The sequence below is a fragment of the Cryptosporangium sp. NPDC048952 genome (assembly GCF_043197895.1).
Lineage (GTDB): Bacteria > Actinomycetota > Actinomycetes > Mycobacteriales > Cryptosporangiaceae > Cryptosporangium.
The window spans coordinates 712831-739434 of record NZ_JBICTY010000004.1 but is presented as its reverse complement, the minus strand read 5'-3'; the positions used below and the strand labels follow the sequence as shown (position 1 = coordinate 739434).

Below are 26604 nucleotides of genomic sequence, written 5' to 3'. Positions count from 1 at the left end.
GCCTCCGGAAGCGGTCAGTAGGTGGCCGAGAGGGACAGCGGACCCCGCACGTTCAACGACCTGCGCACCTCGACGTGCTGGTCCGGCACCAGCCGCAACCCAGGCAGCCGCTCGACGATCGCCTGCAACGCAACCCGCATCTGCAGCCGCGCCGACGCCGCCCCCACGCACGTGTGGATCCCCGCGCCGAACGCGAAGTGCCGGCTCGGCTTCCGCGTCACGTCGAACCGCTCCGGGTCCGGGTACCGCTCCTCGTCGCGGTTCGCCGACGCGAACAGCAACAGCACATCCGCCCCTTCGGGGATGTCGACGCCGCCGACGGTGGCCGGCCGCGTGGCGAGCCGGTACTGCGCCGGGATCGGCGCCTCGAACCGCAGCGCCTCCTCGACCGCGTTCGGCACGAGGTCGGGCTGCGCGACCAGCAGTTCCCACTGGTCAGGGTGGCTGAGCAGCAACGCCAGGGCGCTGCCGATCCCGTCGGCGGTCGTGATGTGCGCCGCGCCGAACGTGCTGGCGAACGTCGCGACCAGCTGAGCCTCGTCCTCGAAGGTCAGCGGACCGTCCTCCGGCGCGAGCGCCGCGACGACGTCACTGATGAGGTCACCCGTCGGCGAAGCGTGCCGGTCGCGCGCGTACTCGGCCAACCGACGCTGGAACGCGACGACGTGGCGGGCGACCTCCACCTCCTCGGCCTCGGTCTGGTCGGGGGTGGCGAGCGCGAACAGCGACCGGCTGCCCACGTCGGCCAGGGCGACGTCGTCACCGGCGAAGCCGAACAGGTCACCGGCGGTCTCGAGCGGCAGTGGAGCCGCGTAGCTCGAGACCAGGTCGACGGTGCCGTCGAACGCGTCGATGTAGGAGTCGGCGCGCTTGCGGATCGCCGGTTCGCTCCCCTTCACGCGGCCGGGCGTCGTCATGTGCTTGCTGTAGGGCACGCGCAGACGGCGGTGGGCCTCGCCGTCGGACGTGACGTGGTCGGGACGCTGCGGGTAGCCGGTCATCAGGACCTCGATCGAGGCCTGATAGGGGCTACGGAGCGGCCGCAGGCTGTTGACGGAGGAGAAGCCCTCCGGGTCTTTGATGATCGCGTCGACGTCGGCGAAGCGCGTCACGACCCAGGCGTCGAGCCGCGGCGCGAAGAAGATCGGCTCCTCACGCCGCGCCCGGGCATAAACGGGGTAGGGATCCTCGTACTGCGGCCCTAACGGGTCGAAGCTCGCCGCGAGCTCGCTGACGGTCAACTCGGCTCCTCTGACGGTGAATCTGTAATGAAGCAATCGGTGCCTCATGAGCATGGCCCGGCCCTTCCACAATGGGCAAACGCGCCGGGATCAGCTACCCCATCTCCCCACGAACACCCCACGGGAATCGGATCGACCCTTGTTCTGAGCAACCGAACAGGGATATGCCTTTCGCAACCGGTTGGACGGAGTGTGCACCGTGGCAGGTAAAGGGCCGCGGCTCGGCCGCGAACTGAGCATCTGGGAGGCCGTCGGGATCTCCGTCGCCCTCATGGCGCCGTCGATGGCGGCGAACATCAATCCACAGGGAATGGTCGGCAGCGTCTCCCGGGCGGTACCGCTCACGTTCGCGCTGGCCACCGCGGGTGTCCTACTCGTCGCGTACACGTTCGTGCGCCTCACCCAGAAGTTTCACCACTCCGGCTCGGTGTACGGCTTCGTCGGCGCGACGCTCGGCCCGCGCCCCGGGGTCGTGGCCGGCTGGGGCCTGCTCGGCACGTACCTGTTCTACGCCGTTGTGACGTCGACTGCCTCGGCCCGGTTCCTCCTCGCGTTCCTCGATGGCACGGGCATCTGGCGGGGCGCTCCGGACTGGATGGTGCTTCCGGTCGTCGGCGTCGTGCTCCTCGGCGTGCTCTGGCTGACGATCTCCCCCGTCCGGCTCGGCACCCGGGTGCTGCTCGTCGTCGAGGCCGCGACCGTCGCGCTGATCCTGATCGTCGCCGTCGTGGTGCTGGTGAAAGTCAGCGCAAATGGTGACTTCTCGTTCGAGCCGTTCACGGTACAGAAGGGCACCGATTCCAGCGCGCTGTTCCTCGGCGTCGTCTTCGGGTTCCTGTCGTTCGCGGGCTTCGAAGCGGCGGCGACGCTCGGCGAGGAGACCAAGCAGCCCCGGCGTGACATCCCCCGCGCGATCCTCGGCACCGCGATCTTCGGCGGCGTGTACTTCGTGTTCGTCACGTGGGTCGAGGTCATGGGTTTCGACAGCACCGGCGGCATGGCGGCCTTCGAGGTCTCCGGGTCGCTCTTCGGTGACCTCGGCAGGACGTTCGTCGGCGCCTGGCTCGGCGACCTGATCAGCCTCGGCGCCGCGATCAGCGCGTTCGGGTGTGCGCTGGCCTGCGCGGTGGGGGCGTCGCGGCTGCTCTACGCGATGGCCCGCGACGGGCTCGCCCCGCCGCGGCTGGCCCACGTCGACGAACGCCGGCGTACGCCGGTCGGTGCCGCGATCGGCGTCGTCGCTGCGGCCGCGGTGATCGAGGTGCTGCTGTGGTTGATCTACGACACGTCGCTCGATGTGTTCGTCGCGGCCGGCGTGATCGGTACGTTGGTGCTGCTAGTGGTCTACGTGTTGGCGTCGATCGGCGTCATCAAGCTGTTGTTCGTGAACAAGGACCCGACCGTCCGCGCCTGGGAAGTGATCATTCCGGTCGGAGGGCTGATCGTGCTCGGCTACACGCTCTACCGGAACGTCATCCCGCTGCCGGAAGGCCGCAGCCTCGTCGCGCCGCTGGTGGCCGCGGTGTGGCTGCTCGTCGGCGTGGTCGGAGTGCTGGCCGCTCCGCAACTCGCGAGAAGAGCCGGAACAGCGCTCACCACAGACGAAGGGCTCACGAAGGCATGACCGATCCCACCCGCGCCCAGCAGATCGCCCACGAGCTCACCGGTTTGGGCGTGCGCGGCCTCGCGCTCTCCTACGTGGACACCGCCGGCATCTCCCGGGTCAAGGCCGTACCGGTGAAGGCCTTGGCGAGTGCGGTGCAGTGGGGCGTCGGCATGTCGCCGGTGTTCGACCTGTTCCTCGCCGACGACTCGATCGTCGGCACCGACAAGCAGGGTGGCCCCGACGGGGACCTGCGCCTCCACCCCGACCTCGACCAGCTCGTGGTGCTCGCGGCCGAGCCGGGCTGGGCTTGGGCGCCGGTCGACCGGCTCACCCAGGAAGGTGTCCCGCACGTCAACTGCTCGCGGTCGCTGCTCCGGCGAACGGTCGCGGCGGCTGACGACCTCACGTTCAAGGCCGCCGTCGAGATCGAGTTCGTCCTCGGTAAAGAGGGGGACACACCCGAGTTCGTGCCGGCGTGCCAGGGCCCGGCCTACGGGCTCACCCGCCTCACCGAGCTGAGCGCGTTCTGCGACGAGGTCCTGACCGCCCTGGATGCCCAGGGCGTCGACGTCGATCAGATCCACCCGGAGTACGCCCCCGGCCAGTTCGAGATCTCCGTCGGTGCGACGGATCCGCTCGCGGCCGCCGACCGCTCGGTACTCGTTCGGGCGACGCTCCGCGCGGTGGCGCAGAAGCACGGGCTGCGGATTTCGTTCTCCCCCTCGGTCCTCGCGGGGGGCGTCGGGAACGGCGGACACGTGCACGTCTCCGCCTGGCGGGGCGAGCAGAACCTGCACGGCACCGGCGACGGGCGTTACGGCATGACGCCCGAGGCCGAGGCGTTCGCCGCCGGGATCCTCGACGCGCTCCCGGCGCTGGCCGCGGTCAACACCCCGAGCCCGGCCAGCTTCCTGCGCCTGCAGCCGAGCCACTGGGCCGGGATCTACGCCTGCTGGGGCCACGAGACGCGCGAGGCCGCGCTGCGTGTCGTCACCGGCATGACCGGCGTCCGCGAGCGGGCGGCGAACCTGGAGGTCAAAGCCGTCGACCTGGCCGCGAACCCGTACCTGGTGTTCGCCGGGCTGATCACGGCCGGTCTGGACGGCATCGAGCGGCAGCGCACCCTGCCGGAGGAGATCACCGGCGACCCGTCCCGGTTCTCCGAGGCCGAGTTGAGCGACAAGCAAATACCGAAACTGCCAACGACAATGGATGACGCTGTGAGCCTGCTGACCGGCGGCATTCTGGCCAAGGCGTGGGACGAGCTGGTGATCGACGCGATCGTCGCGGTGCGGCGCGGAGAGGCGGCGCGCATGGAGCACCAGTCCCCGACCGCCATCGCCGAGGCGTACCGGTGGGTCTATTGAACCTCGTCGATCACCACTGCCACGGCGTCGCCACCGCCGACCTGGACCGCGCCGACTTCGAAGCCCTGATCAGCGAGGGTGGCTCGCCGCCGCCGGGCGAGACGAACTTCGACACCCCCGTCGGCCTGGCGATCCGGCGGCACTGCGCGCCGCTGCTGGACCTGCCCAGGCACACGTCCCCCGAGGACTACCTGGCCCGCCGGGCGGAGCTGGGCACCGCCGAGGTGACCCGGCGGTTCCTGCACGCGACCGGCACGGCGCGGTATCTCGTCGACACGGGTTTCCACGCGGACGGTCTGACGACGCCGGAAGAACTCGCGAAGCAAGCGAACGCGCGGGCGCACCACATCGTGCGGCTCGAGAAGGTCGCCGAAGACCTCGCCGCCGAGGGCGTGGACCCCGCGGAGTTCGCGACCGTCTTCCCCGAACGCCTGCACGCCACGGTCACAGCAGTCAACGCGGTCGGCGTGAAATCGGTAGCCGCCTACCGCACGGGCTTCCGCCTGGACCCGACCCCACCGAGCCGAATCGAGATCACCGAGGCGGCCCGGAGCTGGCTGGCGGATTCCCCGGCCAGGCTGGCACACCCCACGCTCCAGCGCTTCACGCTCGAAACCGCCATCGATCTGGGCCTCCCCATCCAATTCCACGTCGGCTTCGGCGACAACGACATCCGCATGACCGACGTCGACCCCACCCTCCTTAGCGACTGGATCGCCCGCCACCGCACCCCGGTGATGCTCCTGCACTGCTGGCCCTATCAGCGCCAGGCCTCGTTCCTCGCCTGCGTCTTCCCCAACGTCTACCTCGACGTCGGGCTCGCCCTGCACTACGTCGGCCCTCGACGCAGCCCGGAGATACTCGCGGAACTCGCCGAGGTCTCCCCGTTCACGAGGCTCCTGTACTCGAGTGACGCGTACGGGGTGCCGGAGCTCTACAGCCTCGGCGCGCTCAGCTTCCGGGCAGCTCTCGACGCGCTCACCGGCGACCGCGTCGGCACCGACGAATGGTCCCGCGCCGATGCCGACCGCATCGCCCACCTGATCGGTCACGGCAACGCCGAACGCGTCTACCACCTATAAACCGCACCGATAGCAAGCATCAGAAGATCGCTGTTCCGCATGGCTCCGCGATCCGTGATAGTTCGAAGCGTGTTCGAATACTTCCCCGGCAACTATGTCTGGAACCTGGGCGTCGTCGCGGCCCTCAACTCCGGTGGGCTGATCGACGAGGTCGATCGTGCCTGCCGCCCGATCCGCGAGGCGGCAGCGCAGGGTGAGGACGCCGAGAAGTCGGGGCAGTTGCGCACCGCGAAGCAACTCTACCGGCGCGCGACGAACTACCTGTGCCAGGCCGAGCGGATGCTGTCGCCGTCGACTACCTGCTGACCCGCGACGACGTCGACGGCACCAGGCTCGGCATCGTCGGCTGGTCGCTGGGCGGCTACTACGCCCCGCGGGTCGCCGCGTTCGAGAAGCGGTTCGCGCTGTGCGTGGCGTGGGGTGCGAACCACAACTGGGGCGCGGTGCAGCGTCGGCGGCTCGAGCGTGAGGGCGAACGACCGGTGCCGCCGTTTCTGATCGCGCACGGCGCGAACGACCGACAGATCCCCCTGGGGTACGCGCACCGGTCGTACGAGCAGGCGGTGAACACACCGAAGCGGGATCTGCGCATCTTCACGCCCGAGGAGGGAGCGACCGAGCACATCGGCCTCGACCACCTCCCCTACGTGAGCACGTTCATCGCCGGCTGGGTGGCGGATACGTTCGTGTAGTGGACGAACTCTCGAAGGCCTGGCGCAGCGCACTGACCGACGAGCTATCCGCCGCGGTCGCGCTGCGGCACGAACTGCACGCGAACCCGCAGGTGTCCGGCGCGGAGGACCCGACCGCCGACCGTGTCGTCGCGGCGCTCGGCCTGCCGGCCGAGCGGATCGCCGGCACCGGTCGGCTGCTGCGGATCGGTCCGGACGGCCCGGCGGTCGGGCTCCGCGCCGAGATGGACGCCCTGCCGATGGTCGAGGAGACCGGGGCGCCGTTCGCATCCCGGAACGGCGCGATGCACGCGTGCGGACACGATGTGCACCTCGCCGCGCTGGTCGCGGTCGTGCGTACCGCGCAGCGCGTCGAACTGCCGATGGGGCTCGTCGTGGTGCTGCAGCCGCGCGAGGAGGTCGGCCCGACCGGCGCCATCGACGTCGTCACGTCCGGGCGGCTGCTGGACCACGAGGTGCGGGCGCTGATCGCCGCGCACGTGCAGCCGCTGGTCGCGGCTGGGTGCGTCACGAGCGACCCCGGGCCGGTGAACGCGTCGGTCGACGAGGTGGACATCGTGATCACCGGGCGAGGTGGTCACGGGGCGTATCCGCACCTGGCGGCGGACCCGGTGCCGGTGCTCTGCCGGGGTGTGCTCGCTCTGCCCGAAGCCGCCCGCGCCGCAGTCGACCCGTTGCAGCCGGTCGTCGTCACGTTTCCGCAGATCGAGGGGTCCGGGGCGCCGAACGTCATCCCCGGTACCGCGCGGGCGTCGGGCACCGTGCGGGCGATGCGCGAGGAGGACCGGACGCGGTTGCACGAGCGCCTGGCCCGCACGATCACAGGCATCGCCGAAGCCGCCGGCTGCACCGGCGAGTACCGGGTGCGCCGGGGCGAGCCGGCCCTCGTCAACGACCCGGCGCTCGCCTCGGAGGCCGGGCGCTGGCTCACCGAGTTCGGGGTCGAAAAAGCGAGCTTCGCGTCCTGCGGCTCCGACGACTTCGCCACCTACGGCCCGCAGGTGCCGATCCTCATGCACTTCGTCGGCACCGGTGAGGGACCGGCGGGACCGATGCTGCACGACGCGCGTTACCTTCCCGGTGACCACGTCGTCGAGGACGTGGCCACCGCACTGCTCGCCGGCTGGCTCGCCGCCGCCACCCCGAAAGGCACCTGATGCAGCTCGACGCCGTGATGTGGGCGGACTCGCCGTGGCCGGTGATGCGCGACGAATGGCTGCTCGCGGAACGTCTCGGCCTGGGCCGCGGCTGGCTGTACGACCACCTGAACCTCACCGGCGACAAGCCCCGGCACGAGGCCTACACGGCACTGGCCGCCGTCGCCGCGGCCACCTCGCGCATCGGCGTCGGCACGCAGGTGACCTCGCCGAACTTCCGGCACCCGGTAACGACCGCGAAAGCGGCACTGAGCCTCGACGCGCTCTCCGAGGGCCGGTTCGTGCTGGGTATCGGCGCCGGAGGCCCGGGCCGGGACTCCGACGCGTTCGGCGGCACCCCACTGCCCCGCTCCGAGCGCACCGCCCGGTTCCGCGAGTACGTCGAACTGACCGACCAGCTGCTGCGCACCGACCACACCGACGTCACCGGGACGTTTTTCACCGCGCACGACGTCGCCCTCGGTGGCAGTGAACCCCGGCGGCCGCCGATCGCGATCGCCGCCACCGGACCGAACGGCATGGCCCTCGCCGCGCGGTTCGGTGACCTCTGGATCACCCAGGACATCTCCAAGACCCTGACGATCTCCGGCCACGACGAGGTCCGCCGGCAGCTCGACCTGCTGGCCGAGGTCTGCGCCGAGTACGGCCGCGACCCGGCGACGCTGCCGTCGCTCGCGGTCCTCGGATATGGCGACGAGCGTCCGCTGGACTCGGTCGAGTCGTTCCGCGACTGCGTGGGCCGCTACAGCGAACTCGGCGTCACGACACTCGCCGTGCTCTGGCCCCGCGACGACGACGCCCAGCTCTCCGTCCTCGAGGGCATCGCGGCCGAGCTACCTCCAGCGGCGAGCCGCGACGCATGACACCGGGTCCTCGTTCGGCTGTCCCACCACGATCTTTCCGGCGGGATCACCGCGCAGGTCCGCTCGCGCGCGTCCCACTCGCCGACCGTCGGGCTTCCGCACCAGGCTCAGCACGGTGATCGTCGTCCCGAGAACCAGGAGCACCGCCGCGGCCGCGACCAGCGGAATCAGATGCGGCCCGCGATCCGCGGACGGCGCCGAGCAATTCGCCGGCGCACCGCATCGTGCATCGCGTCCTGCCGCTCCGGCGACACGTCCCGCTCCGGCGGCAGCTGAAGGTCGGTCATCGGGTAGCCCCCTGCACGGTCGTGAACCTCCGGGTCAAGCGCGACTTCGCCCGGCTCACCCGCGAGCACACGCTCGCCTCGGCGATGCACAGCACCTCCGCCGCGTCGGCATAGGACACGCCGGACCAGACACACAGCGCGAGCGCTTCGCGCTCCGCCCGGGGTAACTCGTGCGCGGCCGCGAGCACCTCCGTCATCCGCTGCTCGTCGTCCAGGCGTTGGGCGACGCCGAGTCGTGCACCAGCTTCACGTCACCGCGCTGGCGCCAGGCCGCGAAGAACACCGCGGACGTGGCGTCATCGGCCAGTGCCCAGTTGCCGGTGAGGCGGAAGCAGTGGTTGTTCACCGGTTGCATCGCGGTTTCCTCCACAATGGTCATATGAGCGACGCCGTCGAGCTGCGTACCGATCGCCCCCACCCCGCCCGGATCTACAACTACCTGCTCGGCGGCGAGGACAACTTCGCCGCCGACCGTGCCGCCGCCGAGGCCGGACTGGCCGTGAACCCCGGGGCCAAGGTCACGGCCCGGTCGAATCGTGAGTTCCTGCGACGTGTGGTCACGTTCTTGACTGGCGTCGGAATTGATCAGTTCCTGGACGTTGGCAGTGGCATCCCGGCCGCGGACAGCACCCATCTCGTGGCGCCGGACGCCTCGGTCGTCTACGTCGACTACGACCCGCTGGTGGTTTCCCTGGGCGCCGACGAGCCCGGCCGGGTGCACTACGCGCAGGCCGATCTGCGGGAGCCCAACCGGGTGCTGGCCCGCGCCGGCGAACTGCTCGACCTGACGCGGCCGGTCGGGCTGTTACTGGTCGCGGTGACGCACCACCTGCAGGACGCCGAGGACCCGCACGCCCGGGTCCGCCGCCTCGTGGAGGCGCTGCCGGCCGGGTCGTACCTCGCGCTCTCCCAGCTGACGTCGGACTTCCTGCCCGACGAGTGGCGCGCGATCGAGCGGGACTCCGGGCGCCGTGGCGTGGTGCTCCGCGCGCGCCCGGGCCCCGAGATCGCCCGGTTCTTCGAGGGCCTCGACCTCGTCGAACCGGGCCTCACTCCCGTGCACCGCTGGCGCCCCGATGATCGTGACCGGCAATCCGACCAGCCGGACGAGGTCGTGTCGATCCTTGGCGCGGTGGCCCGCACGCCTTAGGCGGCGGGTACCTCCGTCCGGCGGCGGCGCCACGCCAGCACCGCGTGCGCAGCCAGCACGAACGCCAGCGACCCCAGGCTCAGCAGCAGCTGCGAGCGGGTGTCGGACCCCACCGCCATCGACCCCAGCACCACGAGGATCGCGACGATCACGATCCCCGTCAGCACCGGGAAACCCCACATCTTCACGGGCAGCTCGTCGTCGGGCGTCCGGCGTCGCAGGATCAACTGCGAGACGCAGATGAACAGATAGACGAACAGAATCACCGCGCCGGACGAGTTCAGCAGGAACAGGAACACGGTGTCCGGCGACACGTACGCCGCGATCACGCACAGGAACCCGACGACCGTCGACACGAGGATCGCCGCGACCGGTACCCCCCGGCCCGAGAGACGGGTCAGGCGCTGCGGCGCCTCGTGCCGCGCGGCCAGCACGAACACCATCCGCGACGCGGTGTAGAGCCCGGAGTTCAGGCACGAGAGCACCGCGGTGAGCACGACCGCGTTCATGAGGTCCGCCGCGCCCGGGATGCCCATGACGTCGAACGCGCTCACGTACGGCGACTCCCCCAGCTTCGTCGAATTCCACGGCAGGATCGCCGCGAGTAGGAACACCGAGCCGACGTAGAAAATCGAGATGCGCACGACGACCGAGTTCGTCGCCTTCGAGATCGCGCGCGCCGGGTCGTCGGACTCGGCGGCGGCCACCGTCGCGATCTCCGCGCCCACCATCGAGAAAATGACGACGACGATCGACGAGAAGATGACGCTGGGTCCGTTCGGCAGGAACCCGCCCTCGGCGGTGAGGTTCGAGAAGTCCATGTCGCGCCCCGGCCAGAGCCCGAGCACGAAACAGGCGCCCAGCGCGAGCATCGCGCAGATCGCGAACACCTTGATGCCGGCGAACCAGTACTCGAACTCGCCGTAGGAGCGCACCGAGAACAGGTTCGTGACGGTCATCAGCACCATCAGCGCGAGTGCGAGGGTCCAGAGCGGAAGGTCGACCCAGCGCCGCAGGATCTCCGCGCCGGCGACGGCCTCGAACCCCACGACGATCACCCAGAAATACCAGTACAGCCAGCCGACGGAGAAGCCCGCCCAGTTGCCGAGCGCGGCCCGCGCGTAGTCGGCGAACGAGCCGGTGGACGGATGCGCCACCGCCATCTCGCCGAGCATGCGCATGACCAGCACGATCAGCACGCCGGTCACGGCGTAGGTCAGGAAGGCTGCCGGTCCGACGTCGTTGATGACGGCCCCGGAGCCGACGAACAGGCCGGCGCCGATGACGCCGCCGATCGCGATCATCCGGAGGTGTCTCGGCCGTAGGCCCTTCTGGAGTTCCGGTGTTTCGGTGACCTGAGCCATGGCCGCTCCTTCGATGGGAACGCGTTTCAGGTCTGCTACCCGCTATTCCGCGGCCCGGAACGCCGCGGCCCGACGTCCGTGCCGTATCGCTCGACGAGCACGTTGCCGATCGAGGCCAGGTGGTCCCGCACCCCCGGAGGACCGGTCACGTGGACGTATGCGACCAGCCCGGCAAGCTCGCCGGCGAGTTTGTATTCGTCGTGGCCGCGGATCACGACCTCGATGCGGCCGTCGGTCGTGGCACCTCCCACGTCGAGCCGATCGCCGAATCCCATCCGGAGCACGCCTATCCCGTCAGGGACGCACAACGCCCGGGCCTCGACGGGTGTTCGCTTGCGTTCGACCTCATCCGCGATCGCGCGCCAGCTCTCGGCGAGGTCGAAATCGTCGGGCCGGTGCACGGGATCGCCGGTCGGGTCGACGGACGACACGCGGTCGATCCGGAAGGTCCGCCGGCCGGCCCCGGTGTTGGCGACGAGGTACCACGACGGGCCTTTGGCGGCGATGCCCAGCGGGTGGACCGTTCGCTCGGTTTCGCTGCGTTCGCGGTCGATGTAGCCGAGCCGGACCTGGACGCCGCGGATCACCGCGTCCTGGAGTTCGTCGAGGAAGCGAGGCGGTCGGGGCTCGACCCGGCTCGACCCCCATCGTTGCGGGTCCATGACGAGCGACGATGCCGCCGCCTCGGCCTGCGCCCGGAACGGCTCCGGCAGGGCATGGACGAGCTTGCGCAGCGCCGCTTTCACGGCCGGCGTGACAGACGAGGCCGGGCCGGCGGCCAGGAACAGGGCGCGAGCCTCCCTCGAGGTCAACCCGGACAGGTCGGTGCGGGCGCCGCCCACGAGGCGCCAGCCGCCGCCTCGGCCCCGCACGGAGTACACCGGCACGCCGGCCATGCCGAGGGCGTCGAGGTCGCGGCGGGCGGTGCGCTCGGAGATCTCCAACTCCCGGGCGACCTCCGCTGCTGTCACCTGCTCGCGATGTTGCAGCAGGAGGAGGGTGGCCAGTAACCGGTCGGCTCGCACCTGGATGACGGTGCCAGGCAAACCGGTCAGTAGATGGCCGGTATCGGTCGCCAGACTGCCGGTATGACCATCGAATTTCCCGAGCCCACCCGCATTTCGGCCAACGGTGTGGAACTCGAAGTCTTCGAAGCCGGCCGGCAGAACGCGGGAAACCCGATCGTGCTCTGTCACGGCTGGCCGGAGCACGCCTTTTCCTGGCGCTATCAGGTACCGGCCCTGGCTGCGGCCGGCTACCACGTCATCGTCCCGAACCAGCGGGGTTACGGCAACTCGTCCCGTCCCGCCGACGTGACGGACTACGACATCGCACACCTGTCGGGCGACCTCGTCGCCCTCCTCGATCACTACGGCTACGCGGATGCCACCTTCGTCGGCCATGACTGGGGCGCATTCGTCGTCTGGGGCCTCACCCTGCTGCACCCGAACCGGGTCAACGGCGTGGTAGCGCTGAGCGTGCCCTATCAAGAGCGCGGAGAGATGCCGTGGATCGAGTTCATGGAGGCCGCACTCGGCACCGACTTCTATTTCGTCCACTTCAACCGGCAGCCGGGCGTCGCGGACGCCGTGTTCGAGGAGAACACGTTTCAATTCCTTCGGAACCTGTACCGGAAAGACGTGCCCCCCGCAGAGCCGCAGCCGGGCAACGCTTTCATCAACCTCGCCAGAATGGAGACCCCGCTCGGTGAGCCCGTCATGAGCGACAGCGAACTGGCTGTGTTCGTCTCCTCCTTCGAATCAACCGGGTTCACGGGGGGAATCAACTGGTATCGAAACCTGGACCGCAACTGGCGTCTGCTGGCGGACGTGGACCCGATCATCCGACAGCCCACCCTCATGATCTACGGCGACCGCGACCCGGTCGCGAGGGCAGAAAACCTGACGGAGTTCGTGCCTGACGTGGAAGTGGTCAGTCTGGATTGTGGTCACTGGATTCAGCAGGAGAAGCCGGAGGAAACGACCCAGCTAATTCTGACGTGGCTGGAGCAGCGGGATACCGCCTAGCGGTCAGCACAGTGCCCTCGGCTAGTGGCGGCGGCCGGCGGAGGCCAATTCGCGCAGGCGGACCGCCGCGACCCGGGCTCCGCCGGTGCGGATTCCGGCGCCGACCGCCGTCGCGCGCGCCCGGGCCCCGGGCCTCAGTACCGACGCGAAGGCGGCCCCCAGTGACGCAGTCGTCGCCGTCCGGCCGTCGAGCGCCGCGCCGAGGCCCAGGGCCGTCACCCGGCCGGCCCAGTACGGGTTGTCACCCACCGGCATCCAGGCCACCACCTGCGGCACGCCGGCCCGCGCGGCCGTCCGCATCGTCCCCGCACCGCCGTGGTGCACCACCGCGGCCACCCGGTCGAACAGACGCTGGTGGTTGACCTCCCCGACGACGAAGCAGCCGGCCGGATCCAGGTCGGCCCATCCCCGGGACACGAGCACGCGGTAGCCCTCGGCTTTGACCGCCTCGACGGCCCGGTCGGCCAGGCCCGGCGACGGACTGATGCTGCCGAAGCCCACGTAGACCGGCGGGTCACCGGCGTCCAGGAACGCCGTGACGTCGGGCGGGAGCGGACGGTCGTCCGGTCGCTCCCACGCCCCGGTCTGCAGCACGTCGAGCCCGGTCGTCACCGGCCACGGCCCGAGCGCGGGATCGGCCGCCAGCCAGGGCCGATCGGTGTAGACGTGGTCACGGACGTTGCTCACCGGCGACAGACCCAGCGCCGCCCGGTGCTCGTTCAACGCCGCTCCGTACTGCGCGTTCACCTGCTCGGCGTCGCGGTCCCACAGCGTACGGTTGTCGGCCGGTTGCGGGTCCGGCCAGCCGGGGCGCGGTGGCGGCGCGTGGTGCGGAGACGGCAGGTTGACCGCCGCATAGCTCGCGTACACGTACGGGATGCCCGCGGCCTCGGCCACCGATCGCGCGCCGATCTGGGCCAGCCCGACCGCCAGGAGCGCGTCACAGCCGTCCACCGCTGCGGGAAGGGCGTCGAACTGGGCGTCCACCAGAGCGGTCCGGTACCGCGCCAGCAACGCCGTCGACGGCGGGGCCGAGCCGCTGGTCAAGGTCCGTATCGGTGGCCCCACCGGCACCGCTGGTATCCCGAGACCGGCCAGCCGCCCGGCGAACTCCTCGTCCGGTGGCACGCACATCCGCACGTCCACGCCGAGCGTCCGCAACTGCAGGGCCAGAGCCACCAGCGGGTCGACGTCACCACGTGTCCCATACGTGACCAAGAGAACCCGCATCCGGCGACCTCCTTCATGTCGGCACCGCTGTCCCAGGATGCCCGTCGAAGTACGTCCTTTGCCGATTTTTTCGTCTCTTGTGGAGACCAACTCCCGCGAGGGTGTTAGTTTCCACAATAGACAGCGAATTCGCCCGACCTCGGCTGCGACGGCACGGCGCGGTACCGGCTCGCAACGCGGTAGCAGTGCGCGTATCTCCGCCCGGAAAGGTCGTCCCTCCGATGCCGGTGTCCGCCCCCCTGTCGTCCGGTCAGCAACGCCTCTGGACCGTCTCCCAGCTCGACGGCGCCAATCCGGCCTACAACGAGGCCATGGCGTTCACCCTCCGCGGCCCGCTCGATCGCCGGGCACTGCACCGGGCGTTCGACGCCCTGGCCGACCGCCACGAGACCTTGCGTACCCGGTTCGCCGTCGAGGACGGACGCCCGGTACAGATCGTCGAGTCCCCGGGGCACGGCTTCCCGCTCGCCGTCACCGACACGACCGGACGACCGGCCGAGCGGGCGCGGTTGCGCCGGGACGAACCGCTCGCTCCGTTCGATCCCGCGTGCGCTCCGCTGGCCCGCGCCCGGCTGCTGGTCGACGACGAAAGCCACGTTCTGCTGATCACCGTCCATCACAGCGTTTTCGACGGCTGGTCCCGTACGTTGCTGCTGCGGGAACTCGGCGCCCTGTACGCCGCCGAGGTGCGCGGGCACGCGCCGGCGCTGCCGGAGACCCGGCCGTACCGTGAGCACGCCCGCGCGCAGCAGACTTGGCTCGCGGGCACCGGGCCCGCACCGCACGAGGCGTACTGGCGGGAGCGGCTCGACGGCGTCGCTCCGGTACTGGACCTGCCCGCCGACCGCCCCCGTCCGGCCCACCGGGACCACCGGGGCGACCGGGTGCCGGTCGCGCTCGGCCCGACGCTCACCGAGGCGCTGCGGGCGGTGGCCCGCGAGCACGGCACCACGCTCTACTCCACGATCCTGGCCGGGTGGTTCCTGCTGCTGTCCCGGCTGTCCGCGCAGACCGACGTCGTGGTCGGCGTGCCCACCACCAGCCGGGGCGGCCGCGACGAGTTCCCCGACACGATCGGCTTCTTCGTCAACACCCTCGCCGTGCGCGCCGACGTGGCGGGCGCCCAGACCGGTGCCGTCCTGCTCAAGCAGGTCCGCACGGCGCTGCGGGGTGCGCTCGACCACGCCGGACTGCCGTTCGAACGGGTCGTCGAACTGGTGAACCCGCCACGGAGCCCGGCCTACAACCCTCTGTTCCAGACGATGTTCGCGTGGGTGCCGACCCTCCACGACGTGCTCGAACTGCCGGATGTCCAGGTCGAGTCGTGTGATGTGGAGTTCGCCCCGGCGAAATTCGACCTGTCGCTGAACCTCGCCGACGAGGCGGGGGGCGTCACCGGGCACCTCGACTACTCGGTGGCGCTGTTCGACCGGGCCACCGCGGCGCGGTACGCCGGCTACCTCGTCCGCCTGCTCGAGCAGCTGAGCGCGAACCCCGACGAGGACGTCGCGAGCTACGACCTGCTCGACGACGCCGAGCGCCACGCGATCCTCACGGGGTGGAGCACGGGTCCGCGTGCGAAGCCCCGCCCCGGCGGGCTCGTCGACCGCTTCACCGCCTGCGCCGACGCCACCCCGCACGCCCCGGCGCTGGTCTGCGACGGCCGCACTCTCTCCTACGCCGAACTGGACCGGCGCTCCACGAAGCTGGCCGACGCCCTGCGCGCCCGCGGAGCCGGGCCGGGCGAGATCGTCGCGGTCCGGTGCGGGCGGTCGGTGGAACTGGTCGTCGCGGTGCTGGGCGTGTTGAAGGCCGGCGCGGCCTGGCTGCCGCTGGACCCGGCCCAGCCGCCGGCCCGGCGGGCGGCGATGTGTGAGGACGCGCGTCCGCTCCTGGTGCTGAGCGACGCCCCCGAGTCGATCGCCGCGCTGGAAGCCGAGGGCGGACCGACGCGGACCCCGGTTGCGGCCGGCCCCGACGAGACGGCCTACGTGATCTACACGTCCGGGTCGACCGGGCGGCCGAAGGGCGTGGCGGTCGCCCATCGCAGCGTCCTGGCCCTGTTCGACCAGTGGCTCGACCGCTTCGGCGCCACGCCGGGCGAGGCCACGTCGGCGTGGTCGAGCATCGGCTTCGACGCGTCGGTGCACGAGTTGCTGCTCCCGCTGACTACCGGCGCGGTGCTGCACGTCGTCCCCGACGAGGTTCGCGCCGACCCCGCCGCACTGATGGCGTGGCTGGCCGAGCACCGCGTCGTCCAGGCGTTCCTGCCGCCGGCGTACGTCCGGTGGATCGACGAGGATCCCGGCCGGGTCGCCGGCCTCGCGCTCCGGCAGGTGCTCACCGGCGTCGAGCCACTGGCGGAGTCCGCGCTGGCCCGATTCGCCGCGGCGCTGCCCGGTCTGCGTATCTGCTTCGGTTACGGTCCGACCGAGGCCACCCTCTACGCCAGCGCGTTCGTCGATCCGCAGCCGCGCGACCGTCCCGCTCCCATCGGCCGTCCGCTGGCCGGGTCACGGATGTACCTGCTCGACGAACGGCACCGCCCGGTGCCCCCGGGTGTGGCCGGCGAGGTGTTCCTGGCCGGCGACTGCCTGGCCCGCGGGTACCTGCACCGGCCGGACCTGACCGCCGAGCGGTTCGGGCCCGATCCGTTCGTGCCGAGCGCGCTCATGTACCGCACCGGCGACCTCGCCCGATGGCTCCCCGGCGGGGACGCCGAGTACGTCGGCCGTCGTGACGATCAGATCAAGTTGCGTGGGTTCCGCATCGAACCCGCCGAGGTGACCGCCGCGCTGCTGACCGTCCCCGGGGTCCGGGACGCGGCGGTGCTCGTGGACCGCGACGGCGAGCCCCGGCTCGTCGCCGGTGTGGTGGGAGCCGGCGGCCGGACCCCGCACAACTGGCGGGCGGCGCTGTCCGACCGGCTACCGGACTACATGATTCCCTCGGTGTTCGCCGAGTTCGACCGGCTGCCGCTCAACCGCAGCGGAAAACTCGACCGGGACGCTGTGCTGGCGCACGCCCGGGCGAGCGCGCCCACGGTCGTCAACACCGCCGCCCCGCGCGACCACGTCGAACTCGCACTGCTGCGGATCTGGCAGAGCGTGCTGCTGCACCCCGCGATTGGCGTCTCCGACAACTTTTTCGACGTCGGTGGTACGTCGATCTCGGCGATCAAGCTGGCCCACGCCATCGGCGCGGAGTTCGACCGGGAACTGCCGATCCGGGACGTGATCGTGCACCCGACGATCGAGAGGCAGGCCGCGCTGGTGCGTGCGGGCCGCCCTCCGGAGGGCGGCAGCCTGATCGAGTTCCGGCGGGGAGCTGGGCGCGTCCGCGTCGTCTGCGTCCACCCGGCGGGCGGGACGGCGTTCTGCTACCTCCCGCTCAGCGCCGCGCTGCCTGACGACGTGGGCGTCGTCGGGATCCAGTCTCCCGGGCTCAACCCCGGCGAGAAGCTGCTACCGAGCGTCGACGCGATGGCCGAGGAGTACCTGCGGCTCGTCGGGCCGCGGCCGGACGAGACGCTGGTCCTCTGTGGCCTCTCCTACGGCGGCCTGGTCGCCTACGAGATGGGCCGGCGGCTGGCGCCGAGCCATCCGCGGGTCACGGTCGTCCTGCTCGACACCACCGGCACCGACGACCGGACCGGGATCGAACCGGTGTCCGCGGCCGAGTTCCGCGAGAAGCTGGTGCGGTTCAACGGGATGTACCCGGGCATCGACGACGCGCAGATCGAGCGCTACCACCGCACGTACAACCACAACCGGATGACCGCGCGCGACCACGATCCGGGCGGGTCGACGGCGCGGACGGTCTTCGTGCAGGCCGTCGGCGAGGACACCGTCCCGGGAACCGATGCGTTCTGGCGCCGCCGGGTCCGGGGCGAGTTCGCGGTGGTCCCCGCCGACTGCGGGCACTGGGACATGCTCGAGAGCGACGCGCTGACGCGCGTCGCCGAGCTGATCACGGCGGAGTGCGCCCGATGACCTCGATCGCGCGCCGCGTCCACGACCGGGCCCAGCGGCACCCGGATGCCCTCGCCGTGTCCGACGGCGCCCGGCGGATCACCTACGCCGAGCTCGACGCGTCCGCCGCGGCCGTCGCGGCTGCCCTGGCCCGCCGGGGCGTCCGGCCGGGCGACGCGGTCGCCGTGGCTCTGGGCCGCTCGGCGGAGCTGGTGCAGGTCATGCTGGGCGTGCTGCGGCTGGGCGGCCAAGTCGTGCCGCTGGACCGGCAGAGCCCACCCGCCCGCCGCGACGCCGTGCTGCAGGACGCGGGCGCGGTCGCCGTCGTCCACGACGGGCTGCCGAATCTGCCGCCGCTGACGCCGGCCGAGCTCCTGGCCGAACCGGCCGAGGCGGGGCCGCCCGCCGAACCCGCGGCGGCGTCGTTCCTCTTCTCCACTTCCGGCACGACCGGTCGGCCCAAAGGCGTCGAGATCGGCGACGCGGGAATCCTCCGCCTCGCCGAGCCCGGCTGGCTCGCTCCCGGCCATCGGTTCGCGTGTCTGGCCAACCCCGCGTTCGACGCGATCAGCTTCGAGGTGTGGGTGCCGCTCTTGACCGGCGGCGCGTGCGTCGTGCTCGACGACGACACCATCGGTGACCCGCGGGCCTTCGCCGACGCCCTCGTGCGCGAACGTGTCGACACGATGTTCGTGACCGCGACGCTGTTCAACGCGGTCGCGGAGATCATCCCCGACAGCTTCGCCACCGTGGACCGGGTCCTCATCGGCGGCGAACAGCTCAACGCGCGGGCGGTGCGCCGGTGGTACCGGGCCAACCCGGACGCGCCGACCGTGCTGCAGAACGGGTACGGCCCCACCGAGACGACCACGTTCGCGCTGAGCTACCCGATCCCCCGGGACTTCGACGGCGACGTGGTGCCGATCGGCCGCCCGCTACCCGACACCCACGCGGTCGCGGTGGCCCCGGACGACCGGATGGCCGCCGAGGGCGAGATCGCCGAGCTGTACCTGTCCGGTACCGGGCTCGCCGCCGGTTACCGCGGCCGGCCCACGGAGACCAGGCAGCGGTTCGTCCGACTGCCCTGGCTGGACGACGGCCGGGCACGGCACTACCGCACCGGTGACCTGGTCCGCGTGCTGCCGGACGGGCTGTTCGCCTACGTCGGCCGCACCGACCGGCAGGTGAAGGTGCGCGGCTTCCGGATCGAGCCCGATGAGCTGGAGCAACGGCTCCTCGCGCACCCGGTGATCCGGCAGGCCCACGTGGCCGTACGCCACGGGGCCACCGCGGAGCTGCACGCGTTCCTCGTCGCGCCCGGGCTCACCGCCGACGCCTTCGACGAGCACGTGGCCGCAACCGTCCCGGTCTACATGCGGCCGCACCACGTGTACCGGGTCGACGACCTGCCCCGGAACGCGAACGGCAAGGTCGACGAAACCGCGCTGCTGGCCGGCGGCATCCCGGCGTGGCGGCCGGCGTCCGACGGGCCCGCGCCGTCGGACCGGGAACGCGAGCTCCTCGCGGTCGTGGAGGAGATCCTCGGCGTCGGGGACCTTCGGCCGGGCGACACATGGCTCCGGTCCGGGGGCGACTCGCTGACGGCTCTGCGGCTGCGGTTCGCGCTGCGGGAACGGTGGGGCGCGGAGCTGCCGCCGTCGGCGGTACAGCGCGGCACGTTCGCCGACCTGGCCCGTGCGGTCGCCGAGTCGACCACGACGCTCTATCCGGTGCCCGCCGCGCCCACTACCGAGACGAGCGCGCCGGCCACCAGTGAACAGCAGCGTCTGTGGCTGTTCCAGCAGCGCAGCCCGGCCTCCACCGCCTATTTCGTGCCGATGGCCTTCGGCGTCACCGGCGAGCCCGACGTCGAGGCCCTGCGCCGGGACGTCCAAGGACTGGTGGCGCGGCACGCGGCGCTACGCACCGCGTTCGTGGCGACGCCGGAAGGGCTGCGCCAGGTCGTGCGGACGCCGTACGACCCGTGGACCGAGCCGGACGACGATCTCTTCACCGCCCCGTTCGACCTCGCCTCGGGCCGGGTGCTGCGCGTGGCCTGGCGGCCGGGGGACGACGGTTCGAGCACGCTCCTGCTGTGCCTGCACCACATCGCGGTCGATGGCTGGTCGCTCAACGTCCTGTTCCGCGAGCTGTCCGGCGCCGAGCCGAGTCCCCGCACCTACACGCCGCTCGATTTCGCCGCGTGGCAGTCCCGATGGTTCACCTCCCCCGGCTACCGGGCGCTGCGTGACGCCCATGCCCGGCGGGAAACACCGCCGGACGAAGCCGTGAGCACCGCCGGGTCCTCGCTCGCCGGGCGCCTGCGGACCACCGCGCTCGATCGGACACGGGTCGACGAGTGGGCCCGCACGCTCGGACTGACCCGCTTCCAACTCCTGCTGGGCGTGTTCGCGTCGAGCCTCTGGGCCGTGACCGGCCGGACCCGCCCCCGGATCGCCGCGCCGGTGGTCAACCGGCCCGTGCGGGAGTTCGAGGACACCGTCGGGATGTTCGCCAACACCGTGCCACTGCCGCTGTCGGTGGACCCGGGCGAAGATCTCGACCGCCAGCTGCGCCGGCTCGGCGAGGCCGCCGGAACGGCGCTGGACCATCAGGACGTCGCGTTCGCCGACCTCGATCCCGAGCACACGGCGTTCGACTACCTGTTCGTCCTGGAGAACACCGACTTCACCGCCCTACACCTGCCCGGCTGCTCGCTCACCCCGCAGTGGGTCGAGCCGGCCGACGCCAAGTGCGCGCTCACGCTGTCGGTGGTGGACGGACCGGACGGCCTCACCTGCCTCTGGGAGTACGGCGACGGCCGCTTCACCGAGGCCGAGATCCAGGCACTCGGCGACGTCTTCGCCCGCACGCTCGACGGCGCCGGAGGAACCCCGGCGGAGCTGGCCGAGCCGTACCGCCGACACCTTCCCGACCACGGAGCCGGCCCGGCCACCGGGTTGACCTGGGAAACCGTTGCGGACGGGTTCGCACGACAGGTCGCGGCGACACCGGACGCCCCGGCGCTGACCGGCGAGGAGACCCTGACCTACGCCGAACTCGACGCGCACGCGGCCCGGCTCGCGGCGGTGCTCCCCGACGACGCCACCGACGTCGCGCTGTTCTTCCGGCCGTCGGCCGAGCACGTCGTCGCGTTGCTCGCGCTCGCGCGGCGGAACATCACCGCCGTTCCGCTCGACCCCGGGTACCCGCCCGAGTTGCTGCGCACCGTGCTCGGCCAGGTCCGGCCCCGGTGCGTGCTGCTCGCCCCCGGCGACGCGGCGGCGTTCGACGCGATCGACACCGACACCAAGCGGCAGTTCGTCACGCTCGCCGGCGGGCCGGTACCGGACGTTCCGGCCCGGCACGCCGGACGGCCGCTGTACACGCTCTTCACCTCGGGTTCGACCGGGACGCCCAAGGGAGTGCGCGTTCCGGACCGCACCCTCGCGAACCTGATCCAGTGGCAGGACGCGCCGCCCGCGGTGACCCAGCAGTTCTCGATGCTGTCGTTCGACGTGTCGTTCCAGGAGATCTTCACGACCCTCCGCGGCGGGCACCTGCACCTGGTCCGCCCGGAGTGGCGCCACGACGTCCCGGCGCTGCTCGACCAGCTCGAGATCGCCGGGATCGAGCGCATCTTCCTGCCCTACGTCGCCCTGCAACTCCTCGCCGAGCACGGCGTCCGGCTCGGCCGCTTCCCTTCGCGGCTGCGCGACGTGGTCACCGCGGGTGAGCAACTTGTCTGCACACCGGCGATCCGGCGCTGGTTCGCCGGGCTGCCCGGAGCCCGCCTGCACAACCACTACGGCCCGACCGAGACCCACGTCGTGAGCACGCTGACCCTCGAGGGTGACCCGGACGCATGGCCGGACCGGCCCGCGATCGGCCGGCCGGTGGCCAACGCGCTACTGCGGGTCGCCGACGCCGACGGCGCGTCCCTGCCGCCCGGTCAGGTCGGTGAGCTGCTCATCGGCGGTCTGCCGGCCACCCGGTGCTACCTGGGTGAACCGGTCGACGAGAAGTTCGTCGAGCGGCCCGGACTGTACTACCGCAGCGGCGACCTGGCGCACTTCGACCACACCGGGCTCCTGCACTTCGACGGCCGGGCCGACCGGCAAGTCAAGCTCAGCGGCCACCGGTTGGAGCTGGGGCAGGTCGAGGCCGCGCTGCTGCGGCATCCCGATGTCGTCAACGCGGTCGTCGTCGGCGAGAACGACCGGTTGATGGCGGTCGTCGAGTGCCGCCGCACGCCGACCGTGACGGAGCTGACCGAGCACCTCGCGTCGCTGCTGCCGCCGCACGCGCGGGTCGACCGCTTCCGGGTCGTCGAGGCCCTGCCGCGCACCCCCAGCGGGAAGCTCGACCGGGACGCCGCTCCACGCACGCCGGGCCGGGATCTCCAGCGGGGCTCCGCGCGGCCGTCAGGTGAGCTGGCGGCGTTGTTCGAAGAGGTGACCGGCTTATCGATCGGTCCCGACGAGACATTCTTCGCCGCCGGCGCCAGCAGTCTGACACTGATGCGTTTCCACCTGCGGTGCGCGGAGGCGGGGTACCGGTTCACCGCGGCCGACCTGTTCGAGCACGTCACGCTCCGGGAACTGACCCGGCACCTGGACGGGGACGCCCCTTCCGTAGCACCGGCGGACCCGGTCGCCGCCGACGAGCCGGTCGCTGTCGTCGGCATGGCGGTGCGGCTGCCCGGCGCACCGGACCTGGCCGCTTTCTGGGACCTGGTGCGCAGCGGGCGGCGGGGCATCGAGGACTTCCCGGCGGCGGACGGCCTGATCGGCGCCCGCAGCTTGCTGGACCGGCCGCTGGCGTTCGACCCGGAACACTTCGGGATCAGTCACCGCGACGCGGCCTTGATGGACCCCCAACAACGGCAGCTGCTGATGGCGAGCGTCGAAGCACTGGCGCACGCGGGGATGGCCGGTGCGCCGGGCCGGGTCGGTCTCGTCGCGGGCGGCGGCGAGGACACCTACTTCCAGCAGCTGCTGCGCGAGGGCGACCCGGCCGCGCTGCCGGACGGCTTCCAGCTCGCTCTGCACCACGAGAAGGACTTCCTCGCCACCAAGGTGGCCTACCATCTCGACCTGACCGGCCCGGCGCTGACGACTCAGACGGCCTGCTCGAGCTCGCTGGTAGCCGTCCACCAGGCCGCCGGGATGCTGCGCTCGGGCGAGGCCGACGTGATGCTGGCGGGCGGGGTACTCGTCGACGTCACGCTCAGCGAGGGCTATCGGTACCGGCCGGGACACATCTTCTCGCCGGACGGGCACTGCCGCCCGTTCAGCGACGACGCGGGCGGCACGGTCGGCGCGAGCGGCGTCGGCGTGGTGGTGTTGAAACCGCTGCGGGCGGCCCGGCGCGACGGCAACACGGTGTACGCGGTGGTCACCGGCTCGGCGCTGACCAACGACGGCGCGGTGAAACAAGGCTTCAGCGCGCCTTCCCCGGCCGGACAGCGGGCAGCGATCCGCACGGCGCTGCGACGCGCAGGGCGGGCCGGCGCCGAGGTCGGGTACGTCGAGACGCACGGGACCGGGACGCGCCTCGGCGACCCGATCGAGGTCGCGGCGCTGCGTGAAGCGATGCCCGACGCCGCTGACTGTGCGATCTCGTCGGTGAAGAGCCAGCTCGGTCACCTGGGCGCGGCGGCCGGGGTGGTGGGCCTGATCCGCGCGACGCTCGCCGTCCACCACGGTGTGCTGCCGCCGACCGTCGACTTCCGGGCTCCGAACCCGGCGCTCGACCTCGGGCCGTTCCGGGTTCCGACCCGGGCCGAGCCGTGGCCGGCCGAACGCCGGGTAGCCGGGGTGAGCAGCTTCGGCATCGGCGGGACGAACGCCCACGGGGTGGTGGAGTCGGTCCGGCCGGTCGCCGCCGGGCCGGACGAGCCCGTGCCGTGCGTGGTGCTCTCCGCGAGCAGTCCGGAGGCACTGCGCACCGACGCCGGACGGATCGCGGAGTACCTCACCCGGCGCCCGGAGTCCTATCCGGACGTGCTCCGGCATCTGCAGTCGGGGCGCCCGGCCGGCCGCTGGCGCGCGGCGGCGGTGTGCGCGGACGCCGCGGCCGCGGTCGACTGGCTCCGAACCGCCGAGCCCCGGGAAGCGACCGGGGAGACCGGGGTCGCCGGCGTGGCCGGGGACCTCGTCGCTGACTGGGTGGCCGGGACGCCGGTGGACTGGGGACGGACGTCGGCGCCCGCACCCTGGGACTTCCCGCCGCCCGCGTTCGACGTACGCGACTACGACTTCCCGCGACCGGCCACCGTGACCAGGCGTCCGGAGAGCGAGTGGCTGCACCAGCCCACCTGGGTCCGGCTCCGCCGGGCCACGACCGCCGGTCGCGCCGAGCGCACCCTAGTCCTCTGCGGCGAGGGCCCGCTGACCGCGCCGTTGCTCGACGCCGCCTATCCGCGGGTGGTGCGGGTCCACTGCGCCGCCGGCTTCGCGCGCCTCGGCCCCGACACGTTCGAGGCCGACCCGGCCGACCCGGAGTCCCTGCGCCGGGTCCTCGACGCACTCCCGGGCACCGCGATCGACTGGCTCCACACCCTGCCGCTGCGCCTGTCCGGACCGGTCGACGAGAAGTCACTGGCCCGCGCGGGCCACGCATGCCTGGACACTCCCGCCGCCCTACTGCGCACCGCCGTCGGCCGTCCGGTCACGACGTGGTGGCTCTCCGCCGGCGCCGCACCCGCGACCGCGCCCGTCACGCGCCCGGAAGCCGGGTTGCTCGCCGGGGTGAGCGCCACCGGCCCGCAAGAGAGCGGGCTGCGCGGCCACTGGGTCGACCTCCCCGGCCCCGATCTCGACGTCCTCGCCGACCTGCTCACCGGCCCGACGCCGCCGGCGCGTGTCGCCCTGCGGGACGGGTTCTGGTGGCAGCAGAGCAGCACGCCGGTCACGGCCGCGGAGCCCGTCGGGGTCGCGGGCGTCCACCTCGTCCTCGGCGGCACCGGCGGCGTCGGCACCGCGATCGCCCGGAGCCTGCTGGCCGACGGTGCCGACCGGGTCGTCCTGCTCGCCCGCGCCCCCCGGCTCCCGGCGGTGCTCGAACCGTGGGCCGACCGCGTCGACCTGCTCGCCGCCGATCTCACCACGGTCACCGCTGACGAGGTGGAGGCACGCGTCGGCGCTCCGCTGGCCGGGATCGTGCACGCCGCCGGAGAACCGGACGGGGCGCTCATCTCCACCCGCAGCGCAGGCACGCAGCCGGTCAAACTCGCCGGAGCCGTGCTGACCGAGCGGCTCGTCGAACGTCACCGCCCGGCGTTCGTCGTCTACTGCTCGTCGCTGTCGGCGCAGTTCGGCGGCGTGGGCCAGCTGGACTACGCCGCGGCCAACGGCTTCCTGGACGCGCTGGCCCACCGGGCCGGCCCGACGGCCCGGCTCTCGATCAGCTGGGACGTCTGGCGGGAGTCCGGCATGGCCGTCGCGGCGCTGGAGACCGATGCCCGGCACCAGGCCCACCTGGCCGTCGGCCTGAGCGACGAGGAAGGGCGGCGGACCTTCGCCCGCGCGCTGGCGTCCGGGCTGCCCCAGCTCCTGGTCGCGACGACCGGCCTCGATACCGCCCGGAGTTTCCACGAGCGCGACACCGCCCCGCCGGCGGCCGAGCCGGCCCGGAGCTCCGGAGCCGAGCTGGTCGACGAGGTGCGTGCGTTGCTGGGCGTCGACGAACTCGAGCTCGACGTGCCGCTCTACGACCTGGGCGCCGACTCCCTGCTGCTGCTGGAACTCGTCGAAGCGGTGAAGCGCCTGTTCGGCGTCGACGTCGACCCCGCCTCGCTCGGTCCCGAAGTGACGATGGAGTCGCTGCTCGCCCAGCTGGCGACCGACGCCGGCACCGACGCGGTCACCGTGCAGGTGTGGCGGGAAGGCACCGGCCGGGAGGCCGTCTGCCTCGTGCACCCGGTCGGGGGTGACGTCCAGGCCTACCGCGCGCTCGTCGCCGCGCTCGACCCGGCGCTCGGCGTCTGTGTGATCGCCGACCCGGCGCTGAACCGGCCGGAGCCGCCCGGCTGGCCGGTCGCCGAGCGGGCCCGCCGGTACTACGACGCGCTGCGGGCGCAGTTTCCCGCCCGCACCTGGCAGCTGGCCGGGTGGTCGTTCGGCGCCTGGGTGGCCGCCGGTATGGCCGCGGACGCCGAGGCCACTGGGCAGCCGGTCCGGGCGCTGCACCTCATCGATCCGCCACCGCCCGGGGCCGCCGCCGCCGACTACAGCGACGCCCAGTTGGAAGCGCTGTTCGCGCGGGAGCTGGGCGCGTCCGGCGGCGTCGCCGGCGAGTACGCCCGGCGGCTGGCTCGCGCGTGCCGGGCCAATCTCGACAGCATGGCCGGGCACGTGCCTGTTCGCCTGACGTCGACGCCGAGCCACGTGTGGCTGGCCACCGACCCCGAGCCCGGCCTGCCGGTCGCCGACCGCGACGGCTGGCGGGATCTCCTGGGGGAACCGAGTTCGTGGCACGAACTGCCCACGACCCACTACGGCATCGTGCGCACACCCCACGCCACCACCGTGGCCGGGGCGTTCGACCTGACCCCGGAAGGATGA

15 protein-coding genes and 1 pseudogene are annotated in these 26604 nt (G+C 72.0%); 10 read left to right on the top strand and 6 right to left on the bottom strand.

Annotation, left to right across the window (positions count from 1 at the left end):
* Nucleotides 1-14: 14 nt before the first annotated feature.
* On the bottom strand, nucleotides 15-1241 hold the full coding sequence (locus tag ACGFY5_RS26235; RefSeq protein WP_392723750.1) for a cytochrome P450: 1227 nt from the start codon (nucleotides 1239-1241) through the stop codon (nucleotides 15-17).
* Nucleotides 1242-1440: 199 nt separating this feature from the next.
* On the opposite strand from ACGFY5_RS26235, the gene ACGFY5_RS26230 reads away from it, so the two are divergent.
* From ACGFY5_RS26230 to ACGFY5_RS26205, 6 genes and pseudogenes are all read left to right on the top strand, one after another.
* Nucleotides 1441-2865 (top strand): APC family permease, encoded by a 1425-nt coding sequence (locus tag ACGFY5_RS26230; protein ID WP_392723749.1) that lies wholly within the window; start codon nucleotides 1441-1443, stop codon nucleotides 2863-2865.
* Nucleotides 2862-4214 (top strand): glutamine synthetase, encoded by a 1353-nt coding sequence (locus ACGFY5_RS26225; RefSeq protein ID WP_392723747.1) that lies wholly within the window; start codon nucleotides 2862-2864, stop codon nucleotides 4212-4214. Before ACGFY5_RS26230 ends, ACGFY5_RS26225 begins: the two co-directional genes overlap by 4 nt.
* A complete protein-coding gene (locus ACGFY5_RS26220; protein ID WP_392723745.1) occupies nucleotides 4202-5296 on the top strand; it encodes an amidohydrolase family protein in 1095 nt (364 codons plus the stop codon). Before ACGFY5_RS26225 ends, ACGFY5_RS26220 begins: the two co-directional genes overlap by 13 nt.
* A gap of 69 nt (nucleotides 5297-5365) precedes the next feature.
* Nucleotides 5366-5988, top strand: a pseudogene (locus ACGFY5_RS26215) (alpha/beta hydrolase family protein).
* The gene (locus tag ACGFY5_RS26210) at nucleotides 5988-7145 is read left to right on the top strand and encodes a M20 family metallopeptidase (protein ID WP_392723742.1); all 1158 of its coding nucleotides are present in this window, start codon (nucleotides 5988-5990) and stop codon (nucleotides 7143-7145) included. Before ACGFY5_RS26215 ends, ACGFY5_RS26210 begins: the two are co-directional and overlap by 1 nt.
* The gene (locus tag ACGFY5_RS26205) at nucleotides 7145-8008 is read left to right on the top strand and encodes an LLM class flavin-dependent oxidoreductase (protein WP_392723740.1); all 864 of its coding nucleotides are present in this window, start codon (nucleotides 7145-7147) and stop codon (nucleotides 8006-8008) included. The genes ACGFY5_RS26210 and ACGFY5_RS26205 overlap by 1 nt, the downstream gene beginning before the upstream one ends.
* Nucleotides 8009-8291: 283 nt before the next feature.
* Here the strand turns inward: ACGFY5_RS26205 and ACGFY5_RS26200 are convergent, their stop codons facing one another.
* A complete protein-coding gene (locus ACGFY5_RS26200; protein WP_392723738.1) occupies nucleotides 8292-8492 on the bottom strand; it encodes an RNA polymerase sigma factor in 201 nt (66 codons plus the stop codon).
* A complete protein-coding gene (locus ACGFY5_RS26195) occupies nucleotides 8489-8674 on the bottom strand; it encodes an RNA polymerase sigma factor (RefSeq protein WP_392723736.1) in 186 nt (61 codons plus the stop codon). The genes ACGFY5_RS26200 and ACGFY5_RS26195 overlap by 4 nt, the downstream gene beginning before the upstream one ends.
* Here ACGFY5_RS26195 and ACGFY5_RS26190 point away from each other — a divergent pair, their 5' ends adjacent.
* Nucleotides 8675-9445 (top strand): SAM-dependent methyltransferase, encoded by a 771-nt coding sequence (locus tag ACGFY5_RS26190; protein ID WP_392723733.1) that lies wholly within the window; start codon nucleotides 8675-8677, stop codon nucleotides 9443-9445.
* Here the strand turns inward: ACGFY5_RS26190 and ACGFY5_RS26185 are convergent.
* Together ACGFY5_RS26185 and ACGFY5_RS26180 are read right to left on the bottom strand one after the other, a co-directional pair.
* Nucleotides 9442-10809: an amino acid permease gene (locus ACGFY5_RS26185; RefSeq protein WP_392723731.1), complete on the bottom strand. Its 1368-nt coding sequence runs from the start codon at nucleotides 10807-10809 to the stop codon at nucleotides 9442-9444. The two genes, ACGFY5_RS26190 and ACGFY5_RS26185, sit on opposite strands and share 4 nt — an antisense overlap.
* Before the next feature lie 35 nt (nucleotides 10810-10844).
* On the bottom strand, nucleotides 10845-11834 hold the full coding sequence (locus ACGFY5_RS26180; RefSeq protein ID WP_392723925.1) for a helix-turn-helix transcriptional regulator: 990 nt from the start codon (nucleotides 11832-11834) through the stop codon (nucleotides 10845-10847).
* Nucleotides 11835-11897: 63 nt separating this feature from the next.
* Between ACGFY5_RS26180 and ACGFY5_RS26175 the strand changes: the two genes are divergently transcribed.
* Nucleotides 11898-12836, top strand: a complete 939-nt coding sequence (locus ACGFY5_RS26175) for an alpha/beta fold hydrolase (protein ID WP_392723729.1) — start codon at nucleotides 11898-11900, stop codon at nucleotides 12834-12836.
* A gap of 21 nt (nucleotides 12837-12857) precedes the next feature.
* Here the strand turns inward: ACGFY5_RS26175 and ACGFY5_RS26170 are convergent, their stop codons facing one another.
* Nucleotides 12858-14066 (bottom strand): glycosyltransferase, encoded by a 1209-nt coding sequence (locus tag ACGFY5_RS26170; RefSeq protein WP_392723728.1) that lies wholly within the window; start codon nucleotides 14064-14066, stop codon nucleotides 12858-12860.
* A gap of 221 nt (nucleotides 14067-14287) precedes the next feature.
* Between ACGFY5_RS26170 and ACGFY5_RS26165 the strand changes: the two genes are divergently transcribed.
* Both ACGFY5_RS26165 and ACGFY5_RS26160 read left to right on the top strand, forming a co-directional pair.
* The gene (locus tag ACGFY5_RS26165) at nucleotides 14288-18058 is read left to right on the top strand and encodes an amino acid adenylation domain-containing protein (RefSeq protein ID WP_392723726.1); all 3771 of its coding nucleotides are present in this window, start codon (nucleotides 14288-14290) and stop codon (nucleotides 18056-18058) included.
* Nucleotides 18055-26604 (top strand): amino acid adenylation domain-containing protein, encoded by an 8550-nt coding sequence (locus tag ACGFY5_RS26160; RefSeq protein WP_392723724.1) that lies wholly within the window; start codon nucleotides 18055-18057, stop codon nucleotides 26602-26604. The genes ACGFY5_RS26165 and ACGFY5_RS26160 overlap by 4 nt, the downstream gene beginning before the upstream one ends.